Annotated in this window: 23 protein-coding genes; 17 read left to right on the top strand and 6 right to left on the bottom strand. The window is 63.9% G+C overall.

Features of this window, described 5'->3' with window-relative positions; all coding sequences use genetic code 11:
* Positions 1–46: 46 nt before the first annotated feature.
* A complete protein-coding gene (locus tag NFI08_RS14300; protein ID WP_349590150.1) occupies positions 47–1,750 on the top strand; it encodes a dihydroxyacetone kinase family protein in 1,704 nt (567 codons plus the stop codon).
* 50 nt (positions 1,751–1,800) lie between these two features.
* Here the strand turns inward: NFI08_RS14300 and NFI08_RS14295 are convergent, their stop codons facing one another.
* A complete protein-coding gene (locus NFI08_RS14295) occupies positions 1,801–2,406 on the bottom strand; it encodes an exopolysaccharide biosynthesis protein (RefSeq protein ID WP_108448535.1) in 606 nt (201 codons plus the stop codon).
* Positions 2,407–2,772: 366 nt separating this feature from the next.
* Here NFI08_RS14295 and NFI08_RS14290 point away from each other — a divergent pair, with 366 nt between their 5' ends.
* Positions 2,773–3,177, top strand: coding sequence for a GreA/GreB family elongation factor (locus NFI08_RS14290; protein ID WP_349590146.1), 405 nt, complete (start codon positions 2,773–2,775; stop codon positions 3,175–3,177).
* Between the two features lie 309 nt (positions 3,178–3,486).
* Positions 3,487–3,831: a hypothetical protein gene (locus NFI08_RS14285; RefSeq protein ID WP_349590143.1), complete on the top strand. Its 345-nt coding sequence runs from the start codon at positions 3,487–3,489 to the stop codon at positions 3,829–3,831.
* A gap of 30 nt (positions 3,832–3,861) precedes the next feature.
* Here NFI08_RS14285 and NFI08_RS14280 read toward each other — a convergent pair whose 3' ends face one another.
* Positions 3,862–4,584 carry a response regulator transcription factor gene (locus NFI08_RS14280; RefSeq protein WP_108131263.1) on the bottom strand — a complete coding sequence of 241 codons (723 nt, stop codon included), beginning with the start codon at positions 4,582–4,584 and terminating at the stop codon, positions 3,862–3,864.
* Between the two features lie 248 nt (positions 4,585–4,832).
* Here NFI08_RS14280 and NFI08_RS14275 point away from each other — a divergent pair, with 248 nt between their 5' ends.
* Positions 4,833–5,441, top strand: coding sequence for a LysE family translocator (locus tag NFI08_RS14275; RefSeq protein ID WP_083970155.1), 609 nt, complete (start codon positions 4,833–4,835; stop codon positions 5,439–5,441).
* A gap of 52 nt (positions 5,442–5,493) precedes the next feature.
* On the opposite strand, the gene NFI08_RS14270 is transcribed toward NFI08_RS14275, so the two are convergent.
* Positions 5,494–7,140, bottom strand: a complete 1,647-nt coding sequence (locus tag NFI08_RS14270; protein WP_348827583.1) for an acyl-CoA dehydrogenase family protein — start codon at positions 7,138–7,140, stop codon at positions 5,494–5,496.
* A gap of 171 nt (positions 7,141–7,311) precedes the next feature.
* Between NFI08_RS14270 and NFI08_RS14265 the strand changes: the two genes are divergently transcribed.
* Both NFI08_RS14265 and NFI08_RS14260 read left to right on the top strand, forming a co-directional pair.
* Positions 7,312–7,863: an NUDIX hydrolase gene (locus NFI08_RS14265; RefSeq protein ID WP_231498436.1), complete on the top strand. Its 552-nt coding sequence runs from the start codon at positions 7,312–7,314 to the stop codon at positions 7,861–7,863.
* Between the two features lie 84 nt (positions 7,864–7,947).
* Positions 7,948–8,433, top strand: a complete 486-nt coding sequence (locus NFI08_RS14260) for a glutathione peroxidase (protein WP_045990894.1) — start codon at positions 7,948–7,950, stop codon at positions 8,431–8,433.
* A gap of 12 nt (positions 8,434–8,445) precedes the next feature.
* On the opposite strand, the gene NFI08_RS14255 is transcribed toward NFI08_RS14260, so the two are convergent.
* On the bottom strand, positions 8,446–8,835 hold the full coding sequence (locus NFI08_RS14255; protein WP_108131267.1) for a DUF7079 family protein: 390 nt from the start codon (positions 8,833–8,835) through the stop codon (positions 8,446–8,448).
* A 256-nt stretch (positions 8,836–9,091) separates the two neighbouring features.
* On the opposite strand from NFI08_RS14255, the gene fabV reads away from it, so the two are divergent.
* The 6 genes from fabV to NFI08_RS14225 all read left to right on the top strand — a co-directional run bounded on the left by fabV (position 9,092) and on the right by NFI08_RS14225 (position 15,325).
* Complete coding sequence (gene fabV, locus NFI08_RS14250; RefSeq protein ID WP_349590136.1) at positions 9,092–10,288, top strand: enoyl-ACP reductase FabV; 1,197 nt, start codon at positions 9,092–9,094, stop codon at positions 10,286–10,288.
* A gap of 182 nt (positions 10,289–10,470) precedes the next feature.
* A complete protein-coding gene (locus NFI08_RS14245) occupies positions 10,471–11,448 on the top strand; it encodes a GlxA family transcriptional regulator (protein WP_181248576.1) in 978 nt (325 codons plus the stop codon).
* A gap of 767 nt (positions 11,449–12,215) precedes the next feature.
* Positions 12,216–12,728 (top strand): DUF417 family protein, encoded by a 513-nt coding sequence (locus NFI08_RS14240; RefSeq protein ID WP_108448003.1) that lies wholly within the window; start codon positions 12,216–12,218, stop codon positions 12,726–12,728.
* Positions 12,729–13,170: 442 nt separating this feature from the next.
* On the top strand, positions 13,171–13,392 hold the full coding sequence (locus NFI08_RS14235) for a hypothetical protein (protein WP_045990898.1): 222 nt from the start codon (positions 13,171–13,173) through the stop codon (positions 13,390–13,392).
* A 722-nt stretch (positions 13,393–14,114) separates the two neighbouring features.
* Positions 14,115–14,339, top strand: a complete 225-nt coding sequence (locus NFI08_RS14230) for a hypothetical protein (protein WP_124802861.1) — start codon at positions 14,115–14,117, stop codon at positions 14,337–14,339.
* A 491-nt stretch (positions 14,340–14,830) separates the two neighbouring features.
* Complete coding sequence (locus NFI08_RS14225; protein ID WP_108448004.1) at positions 14,831–15,325, top strand: cysteine hydrolase family protein; 495 nt, start codon at positions 14,831–14,833, stop codon at positions 15,323–15,325.
* Positions 15,326–15,416: 91 nt separating this feature from the next.
* Here NFI08_RS14225 and NFI08_RS14220 read toward each other — a convergent pair whose 3' ends face one another.
* Positions 15,417–16,088, bottom strand: coding sequence for a class I SAM-dependent methyltransferase (locus NFI08_RS14220; RefSeq protein WP_349590129.1), 672 nt, complete (start codon positions 16,086–16,088; stop codon positions 15,417–15,419).
* A 266-nt stretch (positions 16,089–16,354) separates the two neighbouring features.
* Between NFI08_RS14220 and NFI08_RS14215 the strand changes: the two genes are divergently transcribed.
* The 5 genes from NFI08_RS14215 (at position 16,355) to astB (ending at position 22,703) form a co-directional block, all read left to right on the top strand.
* Positions 16,355–17,569 carry an aspartate aminotransferase family protein gene (locus NFI08_RS14215; RefSeq protein ID WP_108448006.1) on the top strand — a complete coding sequence of 405 codons (1,215 nt, stop codon included), beginning with the start codon at positions 16,355–16,357 and terminating at the stop codon, positions 17,567–17,569.
* 38 nt (positions 17,570–17,607) lie between these two features.
* The gene (locus NFI08_RS14210) at positions 17,608–18,678 is read left to right on the top strand and encodes an arginine N-succinyltransferase (RefSeq protein WP_108131271.1); all 1,071 of its coding nucleotides are present in this window, start codon (positions 17,608–17,610) and stop codon (positions 18,676–18,678) included.
* A complete protein-coding gene (astA, locus tag NFI08_RS14205; protein ID WP_045990904.1) occupies positions 18,678–19,721 on the top strand; it encodes an arginine N-succinyltransferase in 1,044 nt (347 codons plus the stop codon). The genes NFI08_RS14210 and astA overlap by 1 nt, the downstream gene beginning before the upstream one ends.
* Positions 19,721–21,190, top strand: a complete 1,470-nt coding sequence (gene astD / locus NFI08_RS14200) for a succinylglutamate-semialdehyde dehydrogenase (RefSeq protein ID WP_253028918.1) — start codon at positions 19,721–19,723, stop codon at positions 21,188–21,190. The genes astA and astD overlap by 1 nt, the downstream gene beginning before the upstream one ends.
* Positions 21,191–21,347: 157 nt before the next feature.
* Positions 21,348–22,703: an N-succinylarginine dihydrolase gene (gene astB, locus NFI08_RS14195; protein WP_286985762.1), complete on the top strand. Its 1,356-nt coding sequence runs from the start codon at positions 21,348–21,350 to the stop codon at positions 22,701–22,703.
* 78 nt (positions 22,704–22,781) lie between these two features.
* Here astB and NFI08_RS14190 read toward each other — a convergent pair whose 3' ends face one another.
* Positions 22,782–23,705 (bottom strand): DUF4434 domain-containing protein, encoded by a 924-nt coding sequence (locus tag NFI08_RS14190; protein WP_349590123.1) that lies wholly within the window; start codon positions 23,703–23,705, stop codon positions 22,782–22,784.
* Between the last annotated feature and the right edge of the window lie 16 nt (positions 23,706–23,721).

The raw sequence follows: 23,721 nt of genomic DNA, 5'->3' as shown, positions 1-23,721 counted from the left end.
CATCCATGTTGCCATTCTGAATCCACCGTCGGGCAGGAGGCTCATCATGAAGAAGCTGATCAACGATCCCAGAGGCAGCGTTCGCGAGATGCTGGAAGGCATGGTGGCCCTTCATCCTGGGCTTGCGCTGATGGATGAAGAAAACGTGGTCATCGACGCTAGCTTGCCTGAAGACCCTGAGCGTCGGCCGGTGGCGGTGATATCCGGCGGCGGCAGCGGACACGAGCCTGCCCACGCTGGCTACGTCGGGCGCGGCATGTTGACGGCCGCCGTGGCGGGAGACGTTTTTACCTCACCGAGCGTCGATGCCGTGCTGGCGGCGATCCTTGCCTGCGCCGGTCCACGTGGGGCCCTGCTGGTGGTAAAGAACTATACCGGGGATCGTCTCAACTTCCGCCTTGCCGCTGAACTGGCAAGGGTCCGGGGGATTCCAGTGGAGGTGGTGATGGTCGCCGATGACGTGGCGCTGCGCGATTCACTACCCCGGGAGCAGAGTCGTGGTGTGGCCGGTACGGTACTGGTGCACAAGATCGCCGGTGCCGCTGTGGCCCGTGGTCTACCCCTCGAGGAGGTCGCCGCGCTGGCTCGGGGAGCGGCCGAATCGGTGGCGACCATGGGCATTTCCTTGGGGGCCTGCACGGTGCCGGCGGTCGGCCGGCCGGGGTTCGAACTCGGTGATGACGAGATCGAGTTCGGCTTGGGCATCCATGGCGAGAAAGGGGTTCGCAAGTCGGCCATGCTGCCGGCGGATACCATCGTCGATAGCATGCTGGAATCTCTGAGCCAGGCGTTGTCGGTGAAGGGGTGTCGCCTGGGTGTGCTGGTCAATGGTCTCGGCGGCACACCGCCGATGGAGCTTGCCATCGTGGCGCGACGGGCCTTGACCAGGCTGCGTGAGCTGGGGGCCGAGCCGGTGCTGGGGTGGTGCGGCAACTTCATGACGGCGTTGGAAATGCCGGGGTGCTCGCTGTCGTTGATGGTGCTCGACGAAGCCCGCGAGGACTTGCTCACGTCGCCGACCGAGGTACGCATCTGGCCAGGCAGTGCCGAAGTGGCAGCAGAGGTGAAGAGTGTGACTGCCAGCGTGCTTGATGAGCCGCAGCCAGGCGCCGACGAGGCTGGACCACCCTGCGAGCGACTTCAGCGAGCGGTGGCGGCGGTGGCGAGCGCCATGGTGGCCAGCGAGGAACGCTTGACCGAGCTCGACAGTGCCGCTGGCGACGGCGACCTGGGGGCCAGCATGGTGCGCGCGGCCCAGGCGCTGCGCAAGCTGCCGGACAGCGCTTTTGGTTCGCCTGCCGACTGCCTGGCCAGAGCCGGGGAGGCCCTGAGGCGAGCGATTGGAGGAAGCTCAGGTCCCTTCTACGCCTTTGCCCTGCTGCGTGCGTCGCAGGCATTGCCGAGCGAAGGGGAGGTCGCGGCACAGGATTGGGCAAGAGCGCTCAAGGCCGCCGGCGACGCTATCGCCGAGATCGGAGGTGCTGCTCCTGGGGATCGCACCATGCTGGATGCTCTGATGCCGGCCAGCCAGGCCTTCGAGGCCGCGCTGGCAGAGGGACTGGACGGATCTCAGGCCTTTGCTCGGGCGGTCGAGGCGGCCTGGCGCGGCGTCGAGGCTTCGGCCCACATGCATCCACGCTTTGGTCGCGCGGCCTACCTCGGCGATCGGGTGATGGGCGTGCCCGACGGTGGCGCCGAGGCGGTGGCAAAATGGCTCGAGGCCATCGACCGCTCCTGCGGCCAGCGTTAGAGCACGATCGGTTCGACTCAGGCTGAGAAAGGCAGAACCGTTGGCCAAGCTTAGAGCGCCACCAGCACCACCCAGGCGGTCGATAGGGTGAAGAGATAGCCCAGCAGCGCCATCAGGCCGTCTCGCGCCAGCAGGGCCAGGCCGAACATGGTCTGAGCCGCGCCGGCGAGCGTGGCACTGAATGGAATCAGCTCCATCGGTGGGGTGGCGAGCGCAATGGCCAGACAGGCCAGGCCGATGGGGTAACGGGCGATCTGACCGGTGAATACAGTCAGCCTCGGTTTCAACAACCGATCGATCCAGGCGGCCGGCTTGCGCAGCCAGCCGATGGTTCGCTCGACCTTGTCGGTCTCCACCTCACGCCGCGCCAGCCAGGCCGGAAGCCAGACGCTCTTTTTTCCGGCCAGCAGTTGTGCTGCAGCAAGCACGACTAGCAGCGCCATCATGGTGGGCACACCGGGGATATCACCGATCAGCGGAGTGAGCGTGACCAGGCCTGCGACCAGCAGGATGGGGGCAAAGCTGCGCCTGCCGACGGCGTTGATGACCTCAGCCAGACTCAGGCAGCGCTTGTCCTGGCTGGCGGCCTGTAGTTGGTCGAGCAGTTCGGTCAAGGATTCTGGAGAGGACTCTGAAGCGGTGGAACTCGTCGGCATGGGGCCTCGGGCGTGGGTAAAGCGACGTAGTATGGGGTCTGGAAAAGCCGCCTGTCCATGCCGTGAACCCAGCGCGCTCGTCGACTCCGGAGGCAGGCGGCGGTGTAGAGGCAGACTTGCCAGGCCTGTCACATCGGTCGTCAACTGCGTCCGCGCTTGTCGATGCGACGGCGACAGAACGGTGTCCAGGCAAGGGGCGAGGCGGGTGCGAGTTTAATATAAGTAGTTTCTTATTTTTAGAAGTTGTCGTATGCTGAAACTGATACGAGTCCTTCCCTATATCGGGGAGGGCTTTTTTTGTTGCCAGGCCTGATTCTCGATCGTTGTCTTCGACGCAGGCCGACGTTTAGCAGTGAGGTGCCAAGGATGTCGTTGAGACTTGCCAACCGTCTTGATGCGGAGCGTTTACAGCGCCTGATCGATGAAGCCTGCGGAACCGAACGGGCTGCCGCCGACCTGCTGGAAGAGCGACTGGAGCGTGCCGAGATTCGCGACCCGGACGAGATGCCCGATGACGTGGTCAGCATGAACAGCAAGGTTGTGCTCAGGGACGTCGACACGGACCGACTTCTGACGCGCACGCTGGTCTATCCTCATTCGCTGGCGACGACCGAAGATGGTCTATCGGTGATGGCGCCGCTGGGCGCCGAGCTGTTGACCCGTCGGGTCGGGGAAGAGTGGACGACCCAGGTGGCATTGGGCAAGCCAGGGCGCTGGCGGGTGGAAGAGATACTGTGGCAGCCGGAGCGAGAGCGTCAGTTTCATCGCTAGGGCTTGTCTGAAAAGTGCCTGCGCTCGGTAATACGGCGTTAAAAATCGGCTGGTGCGCCAGCCCGGTCAAAATGCTCATTTACACCCCGTAAACTGCGCTTTCTCACCGATTTTTGCCTTGTCTAACCTTCGCTCGTCGACTTTTCGGACAGCGCCTAGGCTTGTCTGAATCGCTGGGCTTGTCTAATGGGCTTGTTTAATAAGCGCCTTCGTTCGTCGACTTTTCGCTCATCGACTTCTCGCTCAAGGCCTGGCGAGCAGCGCAGCCGCAGCCTTTGGCATCGCCTGGATGAGCAAAGGAGGAGGGAGATGGGCCGATTCACTCACCGGTTCTCAGGGTGTGTCCTCGGGCTGGGGCTTTTCCTCGCGGCCACAGGCATTGCCGTGGCCGATATTGTCGTACGTTTCTCCGGGACCCAGGGCATTCCCTTCACCGCTCAGTGGGAGTGGACGGGCCCAGGGCAGGAGCACAGGAGCGGGACCTGGGCGGGACGGGCGCCTCGGGTAGAGCGCCTGCCTGACGGAAGGTTCAGCATGACCGTCATCCAGCAGGCGTCCGGGGGCCGGCTGGAGGTGCTGGTCACCGGGCGTGGCAATCGTTCTTCCTCGTCCAGCAGTGGTGCCGGGGCGACGATGTTGTTCTCGTTGCAGTGAGCCTGGCCGCAAGGCCATGTCGTGCTCGGTTCAGCGAGGCTCGAGCTCCCGGGGCAGACGGCTGCGATGTGAATTCTTGGTCATGGGGGGCGGGATGCCCAGGTGCTTGCGCGCCCAGTGTGCGGCCTCGGCGCGGTGATGCACCTTGATCTTCTTGAAGATGTTGTACAGGTGAGACTTGACCGTATGCTCACTCAGGAACAGTTGGGTGGCGATATCCTGGTTGGACGCGCCGTTGCCGATGAAGCCGAGAATTTCCAGCTCCCGCTGGGTCAGGCCGGCGACGGGACGGTAGGTGTTGAACTGCTGTCGTCGGAAATATTCGAACATCTGCTGAAGCAGCGGACGCGACATCCACAGGGCGCCATCGAGGAGTTGGATGATTCCCTTGCAGATATTGTCCAGTTCGTCGCGGCGATAGAAGATGCCCTGAAGGTGCAATGACGCCAACAATTCAGCGGCTTGTTCCTGGTTGGCCAGGTTGAACGCCGCCAGCAGAATGTCGGGAAACTGTGCCTTGAGCTCGTGGCAGCGATGCATGTCGCTGTGTGATAGCTGATCGGCGTCCAGTAGCCACAGTTGCACACCAGGAGGTGAGTTCGACAGTTCCGCTTCCAGGCCGGACACCGCCTCCGGGGCAAGAGGACTGACCTGGCAGTCGAGTACCTGACTCAGGTGATGGGTGAACAACTGCGACTGCACGTTGGGGTGCGTGATCAGCCGGACGATCGGACCTTCCTGAAGGGCAGACATCGTCCCCTCCCTGTTCCCATGCGATGATTGATCGTTATCGTTTTTTGGTGATGCCGATTTAGTATCGTTATCGATACTAATATGCTTGTAAATGACCATTGGGCGTGAACTTTGTCATTTCCGAAGAATGGTTTTTTTGATTCAGGCCGCAAAGGATGGCCGCTGAGCGCCGTGGGTCGTAGGTGTCAGCACGCTGAACTGTGCGCCATTCGTCGTCTAGTCCATCGGAATTCTCACGAGGGAGTGTGATGCCGCTGTCATTGTGGATGTCTCTGGCCGCCATCTGTGCCATGGGGGCCATGTCTCCTGGTCCAAGTCTGGCCCTGGTGCTTCGTCATACCCTGGGAGGGGGGCGCAGCTCCGGGGTGGTGGCGGCTATCGCCCATGCGCTGGGCGTCGGCCTCTACGCCTTGCTGACCGTGTGGGGACTGGGGGAGGTGATCGAACGCCATCCCTCCGCCTTTCGCGTGATCACGATCGGTGGGGCACTGTATCTGGCCTGGCTTGGCATAAAGGCGCTGAGGGCCGGGCGTGGCGGAGCGCTGGGCGCCCGACCCACCGCCGCCAGTCACCGCGTCGCTGCGAGAGAAGGGCTGTTGGTTGCCCTGGGTAATCCCAAGCTGATCCTGTTCTTCGTCGCGCTGCTCAGTCAGTTTGTCAGTCCCGAAATGTCCTCGATCGAGCGTGCCATCATTGTGCTGACGGCGATGCTGATCGACGGTGGCTGGTACGTCATCGTGGCGTTGGGGCTGTCGCACTCCCGCGTGCTGCCCTGGCTCCAGGCTCGCGCCCACTGGATCAATCGCATCAGCGGGGTGCTGCTGCTGGGGCTGGCGCTGAGGGTGCTGGCGGGATAAGGCCGCCGTCGGCTGCGAGCATTTCGTGGCCGAGGCTGCTGGCGATGTCGGTTCATGCTGGCGCCGAGCGATGGAGGATGGCGTCCAGCGGACTTGCCGTCGGCAACACGCCATAGGCCGGGCTCGGGTGCTGGCCCAGGCGGGTGCGGCAGAAGGTATCCGCCACCTCGTGGGGCGCGTGCTGGACCAGCAGCGCTGCCTGGGTGCACTGGGCCAGCCACTGGGTCAGCCAGCGGGCCCTGGGCACCAGGTCTTCGCGGGTCTTCGGCTGAGGCAGCAGGGCCAAGGCGCGATCCAGATCCGGATGTCCACCTCGGGCATGCTCGAACAGCTGATACAGGGCCGCCATGGCCTCGGGGTGTCGCGCCATGACCCGCAGCACGTCGAGGCAGATCACGTTGCCGGACCCTTCCCAGATGGAATTGACCGGCGCTTCGCGGTAGAGCCGCGCCAGCGGTGCTTCCTCGACGTAGCCGATGCCACCGAGGCACTCCATGGCCTCTGCCATGAAGCCGGGGGCGCGCTTGTTGTGCCAGTACTTGGCCAGGCTCGGCAGCAGTCGGGCCAGGGCGCGCTCCTGCTCATCCCCGCGGCTGGCGCCGTCGAAGGCCTGAGCGGTGCGCAGCATCAGCGCCACGCCGGCCTCCACCTCCAGCGCCAGATCCGCCAGTACCGCTCGCATCACCGGCTGCTCGGCCAAGGGCGCCCCGAAGGCATGACGCTGACAGGTATGCTGCCAGGCCTCGCGCCAGGCCTGGCGCATCATGCCCACCGGGGCGCTGGCGGCGTCGAGACGGGTCTGCTGAACCATTTCCAGGATGGTGGCGATGCCGCGTCCAGGGGCGCCGAGCGGGTGGGCCCAGGCCCCCCGATATTCGATCTCGGCGGAGCCATTGGCGCGATTGCCGCACTTGTCCTTCAGTCGCTGAATCTCGATGGCGTTGCGCTCGTCATCAGGGGCGAAGCGAGGCACCAGGAAGCAGCTGAGGCCTTCGTCTCGCTGAGCCAGGGTCAGGAAGGCGTCGGACATGGGGGCGCTCATGAACCACTTGTGTCCGTACAGGCGCCAGCCGTCCTCGCCATGTTCGGCTCGGGTGGTGTTGGTGCGCACATCGCTGCCACCCTGCTTCTCGGTCATCGCCATGCCGAAGGTCAGGGCGTGCTTGTCGCTCGCCGGTAGGGCCCTGGAATCGTAGTCCTCGACGAGCAGTCGAGAGGTCCACCAATCCGGCAGCGAGCGTTCTCGACGCAGCACCGGGTAGGCGGCATGGGTCATGGTCACCGGGCAGCAGATGCCAGTTTCGGCCTGGGTCAGCAGATAGAGTCCCGCCACGTGCGCCTGATGACCGCCGCGCCCCTCCTCCGTCCAGGCCATGGTATGGACGCCACGGGTGGTAGCCAGGCGCATCAGGGCGTGGTAGGCCGGGTGGTAATCGACGGCGTCGAGCCGGCGACCGTGACGATCGAAAAGTCGCAATGAGGGTGGGTGACGGTTGGCCTCGTCACCCAGTCGCTGGGTCTCCGCACGACCGACATCCTGGCCCAGCAGGGACAGTCGGCAACTCACCCAGGCCGGCGCCAGATGGGCCAGCCAGAACTGAAGCACGGCGTCGTCGGCGAAGGCGTCGAAGGGAAGAGAGTACGGCTGATTGTCGACCCGGTGGCTCGCCAGGCACTCTCGCGGAGCTTGGTCATGCATGGCCCTGTCCTGATGACGAAAGACCTGATATTCAGCATGGTGTGCTGTGCCCCTCGGGTCAAACGAGAGGGATGACGCAACGGGACGGGATGGGTAGTCTTGGGGCTTTCTCGGTGGAGCCCTTCGATGTGCCCTGTTTCCTCTTTCGACTCGGCTCCCACGGCCTCTGGCGTGACGAATGCTGGCGAGGCGTCCCCTGACAACCAGCGTGAGGCGCCCGCAGCGGTGATCGCCCGGGAGCGTGTGCAGGTGGTGGATGCCCGCAATCGTCCCTGTGGCAGCGCCTGGCGCGCAGAAATGCGCCGCTATCGGTTCTGGCACCGCGCCACCTACATCGTGGTACGCAATCGCCGTGGTGAACTGTGTGTGCAGCATCGAACGCTGACCAAGGAAGCCTTTCCCGGTGGACTGGATCTGGCGGCGGGAGGCGTGGTCGGCGCCGGGGAGGCGGTCCACGTCTCGGCACGTCGTGAGCTGGCCGAGGAGCTCGGTATCCGCGCAGTAGCGCTGCGCCATTGCCTGGAGTTTCGCTACGATGAGGACGGGTATCGCATCTTCGGCAGCGTCTACTGCGTAGAGTGGGACGGCCCCTTGTCGCTGCAGGCCGAGGAGGTCGCCAGTGTGGCCTGGATGTCACCGCGTCGAGCCCTCGAGCTCGCCGGCGTGACGCCGGATACGCGGCTGGCCCTCGAGTTGCTGCTCGAGCGCGAGGGGGACAACTGAATGCCGCTTTGCCGTCAGGGCGTTGCGACTGGCGCAATGACGTCTGGCATGTCATCGTGAAGACAGTAAGCGCGAGTTCATCCCATGACCCTGCATGATGTCGAGTGCCGCACCCATAGCGGCGAGCCCTTCAACCTCCGCGCCCTGCGTGGCCAGGTGCTGCTCGTGGTGAACGTGGCGAGCAAGTGTGGCTTCACCCCTCAGCTGGCGGAGCTGGAGGCGCTCTATCGTGAACACCGCGAGCGCGGCTTCACCGTGCTCGGGTTCCCCTGCAATCAGTTCGCACGGCAGTCGCCGGAGTCCGCCGAGCAGTTCTGCGCTTTCGGTGAGCGTGAGTTCGGTGTCACCTTTCCCTTGATGGAAAAGGTCGAGGTCAATGGCGCCAAGGCCCATCCGCTGTTCAAACGCCTGAAGGCCGAAGCCCCAGGATGGATGGGAACACGCGCCATCAAGTGGAACTTCACCAAGTTTCTGGTCGCCCGAGATGGCCGTGTGCTCAAGCGCTATGGGCCTCGCGATGGGGGCGACGCCATGATGCTGGACCTCGAGCGGGCACTGGACGAATCCTGACCTCTTTGGCGCTCAGCGTATGTCTCCTCCGCGCGCCACCACCAGCCGTTCCACCAGTTCGTTGTAGCGATGGCGCACCATCATGGTGGTCAGGCCCGAGAACAGCGCCCAGAACTTGCGTCGCCAGCCCTTGAGGCGAAGGTTGTGGGCGACCAGACGGCGCATCAATTGGTGGTCATCGAACTTGCGCCACTCACCGGCGACCGACATCTGCTGACGCGACAATACCGGCGCCAGCTCGATCCGAAAGACCCATTCCAGGTCCTTGAGGGCGATGCCGTCGCGCTCGATCACCTCGACCATCCGCGCATAGTCGGACTCTCTGGGCTCGCGTTCGAGCCACATGGGCGCCAGGGCAAGCCACAGCTCGCCGCGTTCATCGACCAGGGTCTGTGCATCCATCGGGCGGTCTCCTCAAGCGGTGGGCAGCATCCTGCCCGACCCCGTGCCGGTGGGCAAGAGAGCGACGCGATCGCCAGCAGAGCCGGACAGGGCCCTGGTGTGTTCAGGCGCAATGCGCGGCAAGGAAAAGCGCGGGAAGTCAGGGGCATGTGCACAAAGGCGGACAGGGCGGCGCTGTGCCGCTAGAATATCGCGACCACGCTCTACACATTGGATGGCTCTCCCTCGGGAGCCGCGAGTAACGAAGAGGTCTGTCGTGATCATCAAGCCCAAGGTACGCGGATTCATCTGCACCACCACCCATCCCGTCGGTTGCGAGAAGAACGTCCTCGAGCAGATCGAGGCGACCCGTGTGCGCGGCCTCGATGCATCCAAAGGGCCCAAGAAGGTGCTGGTCATCGGCGCCTCCAGTGGCTACGGTCTGGCCGCGCGCGTCACCGCGGCCTTCGGCTACGGCGCCGATACCCTGGGGGTGTTCTTCGAGAAGCCGGGCAGCGAGAAGAAGCCGGGCACGGCGGGCTGGTACAACTCTGCCGCCTTCGACAAGTTCGCCAAGCAAGAAGGGCTCTACAGCAAGTCCATCAATGGCGATGCCTTCTCCCACGAGGCGCGTGACAAGGCGATCGAGCTGATCAAGGCCGACATGGGCCAGATCGATCTGGTGGTCTACTCGCTGGCTTCCCCGGTGCGCAAGCTGCCCGATTCCGGCGAGCTCAAGCGCTCTTGCCTGAAGCCCATCGGCGAGACCTATCGTGCTACCGCCATCGATACCAACAAGGACACCATCATCGAAGCCCAGGTGGAGCCGGCGACCGAGCAGGAGATCGCCGACACCATCGACGTCATGGGTGGCCAGGATTGGGAACTGTGGATGGAGGCGCTGTCCGAGGCCGGCGTGCTGGCACCCGGCGCTCGCAGTGTGGCGTTCAGCTACATCGGTACCGAGATCACCTGGCCGATCTACTGGCACGGCGCCCTTGGCAAGGCCAAGGAAGACCTGGACCGGGCAGCCTCCGCCATCGATGACTCGCTCAAGCAGAGCGGTGGCGGCGCCAACGTGGCGGTGCTGAAGTCCGTGGTGACCCAGGCCAGTGCGGCGATTCCGGTCATGCCGCTGTACATCGCCATGGTGTACCGCGTGATGAAGGAGCAGGGTCTGCACGAAGGCACCATCGATCAGCTCAATCGTCTGTTCGGCGAGCGCCTCTACGGCGGCGAGGCGACCACCGATGACGTCGGGCGCCTGCGGCTGGATGACTGGGAGTTGCGTGACGATGTCCAGCAGGCGTGCAAGGACCTGTGGCCCCAGGTGACCAGCGACAACCTGTTCGACATCACCGACTACGCCGGCTACAAGCACGAATTCCTGAAGCTGTTTGGCTTTGAGCGCGATGACGTCGACTACGACGCCGACGTTGATCCTGTCGCCGAGTTCGACGTGGTGCAGCTGTAAACCAGAGGACTGCCGTTCGGCGATGAAGGAGGCCGCGACCGAGAGGTCGCGGCCTCCTTCGATGTGAAGCCCGCAGACCGTGGGTGTCGACCTGGTGTAGTCCATGCGCAACGGACATGGGCGCTGAATCTCGCAGATCAGTGGCGTAATATATGCCTCGCGCACACTCCTCGAGACCCCCCATGCCACACACCGTCAGCACAACACGTTCGCCGGATTTGCTTCGACAGGTCGGGGTCGTGGTCATGCCGGGGTTTTCGCTGCTGGCGCACGCCTGTGCCACCGAACCGCTGCACGTGGCCAACTTGCTGCACGGGCGGACCCTGTATCGATTGACCAGCTACGCCAGCGGCGGCGACGCGGTGACCAGCGCCTCCCAGCAGACGGTGTTGCCACGCGCCGCGCTGGGGGAGGCGGAGTCGCAACCCGACATGGTGCTGGTGTGTGGTCCGGCCAAGCTGCCGGGGGGCATTCCTGATGACCTGGCCGCCTGGCTCAGGCGACTGGCGGCGTCCGGGGTGGTGCTTGGCGGTATCGGCGGTGGCACCGAAGCCCTGGCCCGGCTGGGCCTGCTGGATGGCTACCAGGCAACGCTACCCTGGCAGCGTTTCGAGGCCTTCGCGGCGGCCCATCCCAGGGTGCGCCTGTCACAGCAGCTGTTCGAGATCGACCGTGACCGGATCACCTGCGGTGGGGGGACCGCCGCCATGGACATGATGATCACCCTGGTGGAAAGCCACCACGGCTCAGGCCTTGCCACTCGTATCTCCGAGTACTTCGTGATGGAGCGCATCCGCATGGGGGACGAGCCCCAGCAGATCCCCCTGCGTTCACGCCTGGCCCATGCGCCAGACAGCCTGGTCGAGGCGGTCCAGCTGATGGAGGCCAACATCGAGGAGCCGCTGTCTACCCATGAACTTGCCGAGCACCTGGGGATCTCTCGCCGTCAGTTGGAGCGGCTGTTCAAGAAGTACCTGAAGTCGGTGCCGAGCCGCTACTATCTGGACCTGCGCCTGCAGAAGGCCCGTCGAATGTTGCGCGATACCGACCAGCCCGCGGGCGAGATCGCCCTGCAGACCGGCTTTTCTTCTGCCGCCCACTTTTCCACGGCCTATCGCAACCACTTCGGCATGACCCCGAGAGAAGAGCGACTGGGCTGACGTTCGACGCCTTCTTTATCCGCTATGTCTTCAGGCCTTGATGAGCGACGCTTGTCGGAATGGTCTGGTCCTGAGGGTAACGGCTGCTGTCTTCACCGTGCTTCTCCCCTCCGTCGCGTTTCAGCTTCTCGCTCCGACCCTCTCGCTTCGCCCCTGCTCACCCCCGCATTTCTAGCCCCGTCTGTACTCGTCCCGTCTGCACGCGCTCCACTCGCCTCGTCTGCACTCGTCCCGTCTGCACTCGCTCCTCTCTCGCTCCTCTCTCGCTCCTTTCTCCCTGGCTTGCGTCGTCCTATCGTTTCGCCTCTTGTTATCTCTACCGTTCACTGCCCGATGTGCCTACCCGCTAGCAATTGGCGTATTTCCTTCTTTTGCGTCGCCGAGTGCATAGACCGGCACAGCATTGGCACGTAAGGAATCTCCAATAAATGCTACATAGATACCGTAACTCCTGGAGCCGTTATGGCTTGTCCGCTGGCTGAGGTCAGGCAACGGCCAAGCAAATGGCTCTGCTTTCGTCCCGGGAATGTCGATGGGCGTGTCGATAGCGGCCCGGGACGAAAAAAAATGAAGAAGGCGTGTAAGAAAGTCGCAGGTAACACCTACCAACCACCATGAACAACAGACGAGTTGCTCGGAAGCCTGCCGCTAGTGAGGTCGGAATTCTGTGCATATTCGAATGAAACGTGAATGAAACGGTAGCAGCAAAGTGGAGGTGTCAGGATGCCATCCACGCAAACTAAAAAAGTGAAGACGGAGAGTTAGACATGAACCACACCACCATTTCTCGACTGGGTTTCTATGTGGCCCTGTACGGCGTCGTCGCCATTCTTTTCTGGATCGGCTTTTTCAAGTATCACCCCGATGAAGCTGCAGCGATCCAGGGCATTGTGGCCAGTTCGCCACTGATGGCCTGGCTCTATGATGTCGCCAGTGTCAATCAGGTATCGGCTGCGATCGGAACCGCCGAGATTATCGTCGGCCTGCTGGTAGCCGCCTATCCCATCTCGAAAAAAGCCGGCCTGGTGGGTGGTGCCTTGGCAAGCGTGATCTTTCTGACAACGACCAGCTTCCTGTTGACCACGCCGGGTGTACTGCACGTCAGCAGCCTGTCCGGTGACACCCTGGCGTTCCCGTCCCTGTTCGGAGGCTTCCTGGCCAAGGATCTGGTACTGCTTGGCGCATCGCTGGTGATCACCGGCTCAGCCTGGCAGGCAGTGAGTGCAGAGCGCAGTGCACAGCATGCCAAGGACGACGCTCTGGTTGCTGATGCTGCATAGAAATGAAAGGGCTTTTCGGTCTCGGGAGTGTGGCTTTCCCGGGCTGGAAAGCCCGCTCCGCGCCTGGTCCCTTTGTGAAGGGGCGCTGGTGGAGGACATGGCTACCAAGGTGTGTGGGCGCAAGAGTCCGTGTCGGCGCTCTTTTCTAATCAAGAAGTTTGGGTGAATTAAATCAGCAGCTTAAACGAATATTGTGCCTGAATGATTAGATGGACATATTTGCAATTGCCAATATGAGGGATGCCGATTAGATTTGATGTTGCCGGGTAACAAAACGTTACGACGAGAGTCGGAAAGACGGAAAGTGGTTAGACCGAAGATAGAAGTAGAGGGCAGAGTGTCGGCGCGTCCAGGAAGATGATCCCAAGGGATGCTCGATAACGCACAAAATATCAGAACGATTCAACGTCGAAACACTATCGACGACTCCAAGGAGAGTGACATGAAAACCAAAATGATCTTTGCCGCAGTGATGGCCTCCATGTTTGCCGCTGGCAGTGTCTATGCCATGGACTCCGACACCCTGCAAAAGCGCATGCAGGAAATCGAAGAGCGCAGCACCGAAGCCTCTGAAGAGCAGAAGGTCGAGGCCCTGGAGCAGGAAGTGGCTGAGCTCAAGGACCTGCTGCAAATGACCGTAGAGAGCCTGGAAGAGTCCCAGTAACACAAGCTGGAGAAAGACACGCTGGAACGCTGACGTAAAGGGCGCTCGCTCTGCAACCCGAGAGGATCGCCCTGGCAGCGCATGAACTAGCCAAAAGGACATGCAAGCGTGAAGGGAAATGTCGGTAAGGTGATAGAAAAGGCGTGCTCATCTTGATGACTCCCTTATCTACAGCGGCAGGGACGCCGTCTTGCCTTGCGGGTTTGAAGCGCTCTTTGGGTTGGTTGTGACAAGACGTTGGGCATCAATACGCTGGCGGTTTCCGCTGGGTAGATGCCGCCAGCCAAAAGCGCTAGTGGTCAAACCAATGTTCGGACTGTGCAAGTCTGGTCATGCAGAGCAAGCGTCGGTTGCGTGCTGAAATGGTGCCCTTTAGATTGATCTTGTCGATTTGTGAACAGTGTTTTTCGAACGGATATCGATGCCTGTTCGCCGACACGTGGACGTTCATGGACCGAGCGCCTCAAGGACTTGAGTCGAAGGTTTGGCTCACTGGCCGCAGGGACGCGGTCTTGCAGAGCGATTGAAGCGTGACATTGGATGTCCGGCGGAAGAGCTCGGGAGTGGTCGTCGAAGCGCCTACCTGTCGGTGGCCGTGACGCACCTTGGCTTTCACTAACGTTGGTTGATTACCGCTTCCTGCCACCACCCGGCAGCGCCATCCAGGGGCGGCGGTCAGGACAAGTGGTCGAAGGATGTTCGACGAAAACGAGGAGAGAGACATGAAAACCAAGATGTTGGCAACTGCAGCGCTGGTCTCGATGATGGCCGTCGGCTCAGCCTTCGCCATGGATTCCGATACCTTGCAGAAAAACATGCAGCGGATCCAGGAGAATGCCGAAAGCGCAGAGCGCCAGGCCAAGATTGCAGCCCTCGAGCAGGAGGTTGCAGAGCTGAAGGAACTGCTGCGCGAGACCATCGCGGCGTTCCAGGAAGCGAATATGTAAGTCGTCAGCAAAGACGGCAGCAGTGTTGTCGCGTTTCGCGACCGCTACGTGAAAGGCTCACTCAGGTGGGCCTTTTTAGCGTTTGAAGGATGCTGCGTTCGAATGCCCCTGCGTTCATGACATGCTCAACCGTGGCTACGCTGCTGCGGTCTGCTGGTATCCAGCACTCGTCCATTGATGGGAGAAAGGTCAGGGCAGCCGATACCGATTCCTATGCTGGTGCCGATGGACGGAACCCTCGACAGTAACGTCATGTCCGAATCTGCCCCCTTCAGGGCCGGCCCTGTACTGCGCATCGCTGCTGCGGGGCACTAGGCGCTGTCCGAAAAGTCGACGAGCGAAGGTTAGACAAGGCAAAAATCGGTGAGAAAGCGCAGTTTACGGGGTGTAAATGAGCATGTTGATCCGATTTTTAACGCCGTATTACCGAGCGCAGGCACTTTTCAGACAAGCCCTAGTCTGCAATCTCCCCCCTTTGCTGGAGATTGGACATGACCACAGCACTTCTCGTCATCGATGTTCAGGCCTCGTTTCTCGCGCGCCCCTCCTGGGATGCCACTCGACTCGGTGATTGGCCGGAAGCTCAGCGCTCCTTGATCGATCTGGCACGCGAGGCAGGCATGTTGATGGTGCGAATCATCCATACGGAGCCGGGAAGCCAGGGCGCATTTGATCCCGACAATGGGTTGACCCGAGCCATGGAGGGCTTCGAAGACCCCGCTGATGTGACCTTTTACAAGACCGCCCACAACGCCTTCACCGATACAGGGCTGGACCGCTGGCTACGCGGTCGAGGGGTGTCTCGGCTATGGATCAGCGGTATTCGCACCGAGCAGTGCTGCGAGACCACCACCAGGGTGGCCTCCGATCTGGGATACGCAGTGGACTTCGTCAGTGAAGCGACCCTGACCTTTGCCATGCAGCGGGGAGAGCGAACCTTCAGCGCCAGCGACATCCGCGAGACATCGCCGAGCGGGTGGGGGTGAGCGACGAACGTCAGCTGCGCCGGCTGTGGAAGCGCTTTGAAGCCGACACGCCTGCCCGGTGGCGCCGCCAGCATCGCCAGTGGACGCAGGCTCAGCCGGACTGATGTTCAGTAGGCCCAGGTTCTGCTGGTCGAGGCTCGGCGTGGTCGGCCTTGGCGGCGATCAACGCACGAAACAATGAGCCCATCATCACCGGAGTGTCCTGTTCGATGACAAACACAGCCTGGTCCAGCAATGGCCGGGCCTGGCGAGTGATATCGGTGGCGATGGCGGATGTCAGCAGATTGAGTCCCCTGCGCACCAGTCCCGAGGGACGCTCGTCGCTCTGGAACTTGTCCATCACGCATAGCTGGCCGTCGCCTTTGAGGACGCGATGGGCCTCGGCGAGCCCCTTTGCCGGATCCGGCATCACCGCCAGGATCAGGTGCATCACCACCACATCGAAGCTGTTGTCGGCGTAGTCCAGCCGCTCGGCGTCCATGGTTCTGGCCTCGACGTCGATGCCAAGCCGACAGGCGCGATCCTTGAGACGCTTGACCATCGCCGGGCACAGGTCGCTGGCGTGGATTTCCATGTCTCGCGGTAGCCACGGCAGGTCAAGGCCGGTGCCGGCCCCCACCAGCAGTACCTTCATCCCCGACTGCCAGCACACCTGATTCAGAGCGCGCCGCCGCGCCCTGGCAAAGGTGCGTTGGGCCACCGCGTCGTAGATGGGGGCATAAAGCGAATAGCGCCAGCGGTTCCAGACGGTGGTGTTGAGCATGGCGGAGCCCCTGGAGGTGGTAGTGATCGGGTCAGGTCCTGCGGGAGTCTTCAGCCTAGACGAAGCCTGGGTAGGCGTCATGACGATGGTGCAAGGGCAGGGCGCAAGGACAGAGCTTTGTGAAAAAGCGGGTCCCATTGCTGAAAGCCGTGGAGCGAGGGCGTCCCTATACTCGAAGCATCGATCCATTTCATGCTTTGCAGTAGCGCGCAAGCTGCGCGCTCCCGTCCGACGACGGGCAACGCCAACCACAGCGGAGATCCCCGATGAGCCATACCCCGAGCCGTGCCGACTTCGACCAGTACATGGTGCCCAACTACGCTCCTCAGAAGGTCATCCCGGTGCGCGGCGAAGGCAGCCGTCTGTGGGATCAGGAAGGCCGCGAGTACATAGACTTCGCCGGCGGCATCGCGGTGAACTCGCTGGGTCACTGCCACCCGGTCCTGGTCGAGGCCCTCAAGGCCCAGGCCGACAAGCTGTGGCACCTGTCCAACGTCTACACCAACGAGCCGGCACTGGAGCTGGCCCGGGAGCTGACCGAGCGTACCTTCGCCGACAAGGTCTATCTGTGCTCTTCCGGTGGCGAGGCCAACGAGGCCGCGCTGAAGCTGGCGCGTCGTTGGGCCCATGATAAGCACGGGGCCCACAAGGACAAGATCATTTCCTTCCGTCAGTCCTTCCATGGTCGCACCCTGTTCACCGTCAGCGTGGGTGGCCAGCCCAAGTACTCCCAGGGCTTCGGGCCGGTGCCCGGAGGCGTGCTCCACGCCGAGTTCAACAACCTGGACAGCGTGCGCGAACTGGTCGGCGACGACACCTGCGCCATCATGGTCGAGCCGATGCAGGGCGAGGGCGGCATCGTGCCGGCCACGCCCGAGTTCCTCCAGGGCCTGCGTGACCTGTGCGACGAGCACGACGCCCTGCTGGTGTTCGACGAGGTGCAGACCGGCGTGGGCCGCTCCGGCTCGCTGTACGCCTACATGGACTACGGCATCACCCCGGACATCCTGACCAGCGCCAAGAGCCTGGGCGGTGGTTTCCCGGTGGGCGCCATGTTGACCACCGATCGCGTCGCCCCGGTGCTGGTGCTGGGCACCCACGGTTCTACCTACGGCGGCAACGCCCTGGCCTCGGCGGTTGCATTGGCGGCGATTCGTCATATCGACACGCCGGAAGTGCTCGGTGGCGTCGCCAAGCGTCACGACCTGTTCCGCGAGCACCTGGAAGCGATCAACCGCAAGCACGGTGTGTTCAAGGAAATTCGTGGCATGGGACTGCTGATCGGTGCCGAGATGGCCCCCGAGTATGAAGGTCGCGCCAAGGACATCCTGCCGCTGGCCATCGAGGAAGGTCTGATGGCGCTGATCGCCGGCCCCAACGTGCTGCGCATGGCGCCGTCGCTGGTGATTCCCGAGGCCGACATCGTCGAGGGACTCGAGCGTCTCGAACGCGCCATCGCACGGATGGTTAGCGCGTCGTGAAAGGTGCCGATCAACATGAGCTGACGGGAGGGCATCCGATGCTGGCCGTTCGCCCTGTGCGGCTAGGTGACCTGCCGGCGCTGGAGCGCCTGGCGGGTTCCGCCCAGCCACGTTTGACCAACCTGCCGGCCCACCGTGATCGCCTGGAAGAGCGCATCGCGCGCTCCCAGCGGGCGTTTGCCAGTGAGGCCGAGGTGCCCGGCGACGAGCACTACACCTTCGTGCTCGAGGATCGCGAGCGGGGTGAGGTGGTCGGTACGGCGACCATCCGCGCCCTGGCCGGGGCCAACGAGGCGTACTACACCTATCGCCAGGAAACCCTGATCCACGCCTCGCAGCAGCTCAATGTTCGCCGTGAGGTGCCGACCCTGGCGCTGTCCCATGAGGTCTCGGACGCCAGCCTGCTGTGCGCGCTGTCGCTGGATCCGCGGTACAAGGGCACCAGCGCCGAGAGCCTGCTGCGCCGCGCCCGGCTGATGTTCATCGCCCAGTACCCCGAGCGCTTCGCCGAGGTGCTGGCGATGGCCTTCCCGGGGTATCTGGACGACGACGGCGAGTCGCCGTTCTGGAACAGTGTCGGTCGCCACTTCTTTGTGCGCGATTACCACGAGATCAACTACATCGCAGGCGTGCGCTCGAAGAGCTTCATCGCCGAGGTGATGCCGCAGTTCCCGCTGTACCTGGCGCTGCTGACGCCCAAGGCGCGGGCGGCCATCGGGCGCGAGCACCCGGCCCACGAGGCGGCGCTGGAGGAGATGCTGGCCGAGGGCTTCCTGCGCTCGCGCCACGTCGACCTGTTCGACGCAGGCCCGGTGATCAAGGGTGACCGCATGCGGCTCGAGTCCTTCCGTCGCGCCGCCTGGCACCCGGTACGCATCCGCCCCGAGCACGCTCTACCCGACGCCGAGCCTGCGATGGTCGCCAACCAGCGCCTGGACGGCTTCTGCTGCACGGTGGCGCGCTACGCGCTGTCGCCCACCGGCCAGCTGATGCTGTCGCCGGCCCACGCCGAACTGCTGGGCGTGGAAGAAGGACGTGCGGTGCTGGCGGCACCGCTGGGGCTGAGCGATGACGGGCTCGACCCGGGCTACGATGAGGGAGAGCTGTAATGCGCATGCGACCGATCATGGAAGGGGACCTGGACGAACTCCAGGCGCTGGCCCGGGAGACCGGGGTCGGCTTCACCTCCCTTCCCGACAACCGCGAGTTTCTGGCGGACAAGATCGCCTCCGCGACGAGCGCGTTCAACGAGCAGACCCCGGTGGACCAGCGTCTCTACTTCTTCGTGCTGGAAGACGAGGAGAGCGGGCATCTGGCCGGCTGCTGCGCCATCGAAGGGCAGGTCGGGCGTGAAGTGCCGTTCTATCACTACCGCGTGGGCACCCTGGCGCACTCGTCCAAGCAGCTCGACCTGCATCGCACCGTCGATACGCTGTTTCTGAGCTCGGATCACACCGGCGACGCCGAGGTCGCCTCGCTGTTCCTGCGCCCGGAGTTCCGGGGTGCCGATCGCCGCCATCAGCGCAACGGCGCGCTGTTGTCGATGATGCGTTGGCTGTTCATGGCCGAATTTCGCGATCGTTTTCCCGAGAAGGTGCTGGCCGAGATGCGCGGACGCTTCGACGAGAACGGGCGCAGCGCCTTCTGGGACTGCCTGGGGGCCAACTTCTTCCCCATGGACTTCAACGAGGCGGATCGGCTGACCGGCCTTGGCCAGAAGAGCTTTATCGGCGAGCTGATGCCCAAGTTCCCGATCTATACGCCGTTTCTCTCGGAGCAGGCGCGTGCCTGCATCGGTCAGGTCCACGAGCACACCCGCCCGGCCCTGGCCATGCTCAAGAAGCAGGGGCTGCGCTGGGAAGGCTATATCGACATCTTCGACGGCGGTCCCACGGTCGAGGCCTACATCGACGACGTCAAGGGCGTGCGCTTGTCGCGACACGTGCGTGTCGAGGTCGACCCCAACGCCGACAGCGCCGAGCGGCCCCAGTGGCTGGCGGCGACCACCCGCATGGCCGACTTCCGTGCCGCCTGGGTCGGGCGCGGTCCCGACGCCGACGGCGTGCTGGTGCTCAATGACAACGAGGCGCGCAGGCTGGAGGTCGCCTCCGGCGACACCCTGCGCGTGCTGAATTCCGACGAGGAGGCGTGATGCAACCCACACAACAATTGCTTATCGATGGACAGTGGATGTCCGGCGACGCCGAGGCCTTCACCAAGCTCGACCCGATCACCGGCGCCGAGCTGTGGCAGGGCAAGGCCGCCAGCGACGAGCAGGTCGCCCAGGCCGTTGCCAGCGCACGCAAGGCTTTTCCCGACTGGGCATTGACCTCGCTTGACGAGCGTGAAGCCCTGGTCGAGCGCTTCCGAGGCGTGCTTGAAAGCCACCGCGAGGACCTGGCGGCGAGCATCGCCCACGAGACCGGCAAGCCGCTGTGGGAAGCACGCACCGAGGTCGGCGCCATGATCGGCAAGGTGGCGCTGTCCATCCGTGCCCGTGAGGAGCGCACCGGCGAGCGCGAGCGTGACCTGGGCGACGCCCGGGCGGTACTGCGCCATCGCCCCCATGGCGTGATGGCGGTATTCGGTCCCTACAACTTCCCCGGCCATCTGCCCAACGGGCATATCGTGCCGGCGCTGCTGGCCGGCAATACCGTGGTGTTCAAGCCCAGCGAGCAGACCCCGCTGACCGCCGATCTGACCCTGCAGTGCTGGCTCGAGGCCGGCTTGCCGGCGGGCGTCATCAACCTGGTACAGGGCGCGGCACAGGTCGGCCAGGCGCTGTCCGCCGATGCCGGTATCGATGGCCTCCTGTTCACCGGCAGCGCCAAGGTCGGTGGCCTTCTGCACAAGCAGTTCGCCGGCCAGATGGGCAAGGTGCTGGCGCTGGAACTCGGCGGCAACAACCCGCTGGTGGTCAAGGACGTGCCGGATGAGGACGCCGCGGTGCTGACCATCCTGCAGTCGGCTTTTCTGTCCGGGGGCCAGCGTTGCACCTGCGCCCGCCGCCTGATCGTGCCCGAGGGCGAGGCCGGTGATCGCCTGATCGACGCCCTGAGCGGTGCCATCGAGCGCCTGCGCGTGGCCGAGCCCTTTGCCGAGGAGGCGCCGTTCTACGGTGGTCTGGTCAGCGTCGAGGCGGCCGAGGGGCTGCTCGCCGCTCAGGCAGACCTGGAGGCTCGCGGTGGCAAGGTGCTGTCGCGCATGCGCCAGGTCGAGCCGGGCACCAGCCTGCTGACACCGGGACTCGTCGATGTGACCGGGGTCGAGGTGCCGGACGAGGAACACTTCGGGCCGCTGCTCAAGGTCTACCGCTACCAGAGCTGGGACGACGCCATCGCACTCGCCAATGACACCCGCTATGGCCTGTCCGCCGGGCTGATCGGTGGTGAGCGGGCCGATTGGGACGACTTCCTGCTGCGCATCCGCGCCGGTATCGTCAACTGGAACCGCCAGACCACCGGCGCCTCCGGTGACGCGCCCTTCGGCGGCGTCGGCGACAGCGGCAACCATCGCCCCAGCGCGTATTACGCTGCTGACTACTGCGCCTACCCGGTCGCCTCCGTCGAGAGCGAAGCCCTCAACCTGCCCGAAAAGCTGCCGCCGGGGGTGAGCCTGTGATGACGCTATCAGCAGCTAACTTCGTCGACGCGACAACGCGCCCAGCGCGCTCTTTATCTGGCACAGCAGACTACTGCGCCTACCCGGTCGCCTCGGTGGAGAGCGAAGCCCTGAATCTGCCCGAAAAGCTGCCGCCGGGGGTGAGTCTGTGAGCGATATGAGCCAGCGGGACGTGGTCGAGGTCAACTTCGACGGCCTGGTGGGGCCGACCCACAACTACTCGGGGCTGGCCCACGGCAACGTGGCGTCGATGTCCCACGGTGGCCTGGTGTCCAACCCCCGCGAGGCGGCGCTGCAGGGCCTGGCCAAGATGAAGGCGCTGAAGGACGCAGGCTACGTGCAGGGCGTGCTGCCGCCGCAGCAGCGCCCTGACCTGGGGGCGCTGCGCTCGCTGGGCTTTGCCGGCGACAACGGTCAGGTGCTGGCCCAGGCCGCCAGCCAGGCGCCGCAACTGCTGCGCGCGGTGTGCTCCGCTTCCAGCATGTGGACGGCCAACGCCGGCACCGTGACGCCGAGCCTGGATGCCGCTGACGGTCGAGTGCACTTCACCCCGGCCAACCTGCAGTCGAGCTTCCACCGCTTTCTGGAGCCGGAGACCACCGGTCGGGTGCTGGCGGCGATCTTCGCCGATCCCGCCCACTTCGCCCATCACCCGGTGCTGCCGGCGACCCCGGCGTTCTCCGATGAAGGCGCGGCCAACCACACCCGGCTGTGCGGCGAGCACGGCGAGCCAGGGGTGCACCTGTTCGTCTACGGACGTCAGGCCTTCGGTGGTGACGGCGTCGAGCCGCGTCGCTTTCCGGCCCGCCAGACCCTGGAGGCCAGCCAGGCCATCGCCCGCCAGCATGGGCTCGCTGAGCATCAAGTGGTCTACGCCCAGCAGCACCCGGATGCCATCGATGCCGGGGTCTTCCACAACGACGTCATCGCCGTGGGCAACGGCCCGGTGCTGCTCTACCACGAGCTGGCCTTCCGAGACGAAGAGGCCACCTTCGATGCACTGCGCGAGAAGATGTCGACGCCGCTGATTCCGGTGAGGGTCCCGCTTGAGGCGGTCAGCCTCGAGGACGCGGTGGCCTCCTACCTGTTCAACTCCCAGCTTCTGTCCAATGACGACGGCAGCATGACCCTGGTGGTGCCGGGGGAGTGTCAGGAGCGTGAGGCGGTGTGGCGGTGCATCCAGGATCACCTACTGGCCGGCAACAACCCGATCGGCGAGGTGGTGGTCAAGGACGTCAAGCAGAGCATGCGCAACGGCGGTGGTCCGGCCTGCCTGAGGCTCAGGGTGGTGCTGAGCCAGGCCGAGCGCGAGGCGCTGTCCGGCCGGGTGCTGCTCGACGACGCCCTCTACGCTGACCTGGTCGCTTGGGTCGAGCGTCACTACCGCGAACGTCTGGCACCGGAAGACCTGGCCGATCCCAGGCTCGCCGAGGAGACATTGGCGGCGCTGGACGAGCTGACGTCCCTCCTCGCGCTGGGCCCTGTGTACCCCTTCCAGGGAGCTGGCAACTGAGCCGCGATGGGCTCAAATGAGCACGCGTATCCTGGTTGCTGTTTGTCGATTCGACCCCACCCTCCCCGGTGGGGTTTTTTATTGAGCGAGAGCGCCAGGTGGGCCTTGGTGCAGCGCTTCTGCCCAGGGCATGTAACGCAGCGAAAAGACCGCGTCCGGATGGCAGTCGTTGCCGCGTTGGCGTGGGGTCGCCGGGCTTGCCTGGAAGTCGGATTCGGTCGCGCTGGTGCGGGCGAAGGCTTCGCGGACGACGCCGATGCGACAGCTCAGGGCGTCGCGGTAGGCCTGGCGCATGGGCGGATCCAGGTTGCGGGCGCCTTCGTCGTCCTGCCACCACACCTGCCAGCCGCTTTCGGTGATGTTCTCGGCCCAGGCCGCGTAGACCCCTGGCGTCACGAAGCCTCCGCTGAACATGCTCAGGTGCAGCGGGCCCGTCAGTTGTTGGCTGGCGCTGGCCAACTGGCGCGTCAGTTCCTGGCGTACGCCGGGTTCACGAAACAGCCAGTCATCGAGTTCTTCCGGCAGGTACCAGCCCACCGGCGTCAGTGGCCATTGGCGCTGGATCTGCTGCTGTCGCGCGTGCGCCTTGGCCAACTGTTGATACCAGTAGTGACGGAAGCGGGCGTTGTCGGGGAGGGTTTCGTAGTACTCGGGGTCCTGATAGAGACCGATAATCAGCTCGAGTCCCTGGCGTTCGGCATCGACCAGGGCGTTGGCCAGCCAGCCATCGGCGCCACCGAAGGTCTCTTCGCCGTACTGGGTCCACTGCACGATCAAGGTGTGGACGCCGTTCTCGCGGGTACGCCGCCACAGCGTCTGCCACTGCTGTCGGCTGAGCGAGGCGTCGCGATTCTGAGGCTGGTAGAACAGGGTTTCGCTACGGTAGGCCTCGGCGGCTCTTGTCAGGAGGCTGTCGTCGGCGGCAGCGACCGTCCCCACGGGCATGGCAAGGACCACCGTCAGGGTCAGTGGCGCGATAATGCCAGCGAATGGGACTGGCACCGCGGTGCCTTTGAGG

This window comes from Halomonas sp. EF61, from assembly GCF_040147045.1.
GTDB lineage: Bacteria > Pseudomonadota > Gammaproteobacteria > Pseudomonadales > Halomonadaceae > Halomonas > Halomonas litopenaei.
The sequence above is the reverse complement of the archived record's forward strand: the minus strand, read 5'-3'. Positions and strand labels throughout refer to the sequence as shown.

Excerpts from the sequence above, each read along its gene's own strand:
- astA (WP_045990904.1), top strand. The coding sequence starts at position 18,678 with ATGCGCATGCGACCGATCATGGAAGGGGACCTGGACGAACTCCAGGCG.
- astB (WP_286985762.1), top strand. The coding sequence starts at position 21,348 with ATGAGCCAGCGGGACGTGGTCGAGGTCAACTTCGACGGCCTGGTGGGG.
- NFI08_RS14235 (WP_045990898.1), top strand. The coding sequence starts at position 13,171 with ATGAAAACCAAAATGATCTTTGCCGCAGTGATGGCCTCCATGTTTGCC.
- NFI08_RS14270 (WP_348827583.1), bottom strand. The coding sequence starts at position 7,140 with ATGCATGACCAAGCTCCGCGAGAGTGCCTGGCGAGCCACCGGGTCGAC.
- NFI08_RS14230 (WP_124802861.1), top strand. The coding sequence starts at position 14,115 with ATGAAAACCAAGATGTTGGCAACTGCAGCGCTGGTCTCGATGATGGCC.
- astD (WP_253028918.1), top strand. The coding sequence starts at position 19,721 with ATGCAACCCACACAACAATTGCTTATCGATGGACAGTGGATGTCCGGC.
- NFI08_RS14240 (WP_108448003.1), top strand. The coding sequence starts at position 12,216 with ATGAACCACACCACCATTTCTCGACTGGGTTTCTATGTGGCCCTGTAC.
- NFI08_RS14295 (WP_108448535.1), bottom strand. The coding sequence starts at position 2,406 with ATGCCGACGAGTTCCACCGCTTCAGAGTCCTCTCCAGAATCCTTGACC.
- NFI08_RS14220 (WP_349590129.1), bottom strand. The coding sequence starts at position 16,088 with ATGCTCAACACCACCGTCTGGAACCGCTGGCGCTATTCGCTTTATGCC.
- NFI08_RS14225 (WP_108448004.1), top strand. The coding sequence starts at position 14,831 with ATGACCACAGCACTTCTCGTCATCGATGTTCAGGCCTCGTTTCTCGCG.
- NFI08_RS14215 (WP_108448006.1), top strand. The coding sequence starts at position 16,355 with ATGAGCCATACCCCGAGCCGTGCCGACTTCGACCAGTACATGGTGCCC.
- NFI08_RS14280 (WP_108131263.1), bottom strand. The coding sequence starts at position 4,584 with ATGTCTGCCCTTCAGGAAGGTCCGATCGTCCGGCTGATCACGCACCCC.
- NFI08_RS14255 (WP_108131267.1), bottom strand. The coding sequence starts at position 8,835 with ATGGATGCACAGACCCTGGTCGATGAACGCGGCGAGCTGTGGCTTGCC.
- NFI08_RS14210 (WP_108131271.1), top strand. The coding sequence starts at position 17,608 with ATGCTGGCCGTTCGCCCTGTGCGGCTAGGTGACCTGCCGGCGCTGGAG.
- NFI08_RS14260 (WP_045990894.1), top strand. The coding sequence starts at position 7,948 with ATGACCCTGCATGATGTCGAGTGCCGCACCCATAGCGGCGAGCCCTTC.
- NFI08_RS14290 (WP_349590146.1), top strand. The coding sequence starts at position 2,773 with ATGTCGTTGAGACTTGCCAACCGTCTTGATGCGGAGCGTTTACAGCGC.
- NFI08_RS14285 (WP_349590143.1), top strand. The coding sequence starts at position 3,487 with ATGGGCCGATTCACTCACCGGTTCTCAGGGTGTGTCCTCGGGCTGGGG.
- NFI08_RS14300 (WP_349590150.1), top strand. The coding sequence starts at position 47 with ATGAAGAAGCTGATCAACGATCCCAGAGGCAGCGTTCGCGAGATGCTG.
- NFI08_RS14245 (WP_181248576.1), top strand. The coding sequence starts at position 10,471 with ATGCCACACACCGTCAGCACAACACGTTCGCCGGATTTGCTTCGACAG.
- NFI08_RS14275 (WP_083970155.1), top strand. The coding sequence starts at position 4,833 with ATGCCGCTGTCATTGTGGATGTCTCTGGCCGCCATCTGTGCCATGGGG.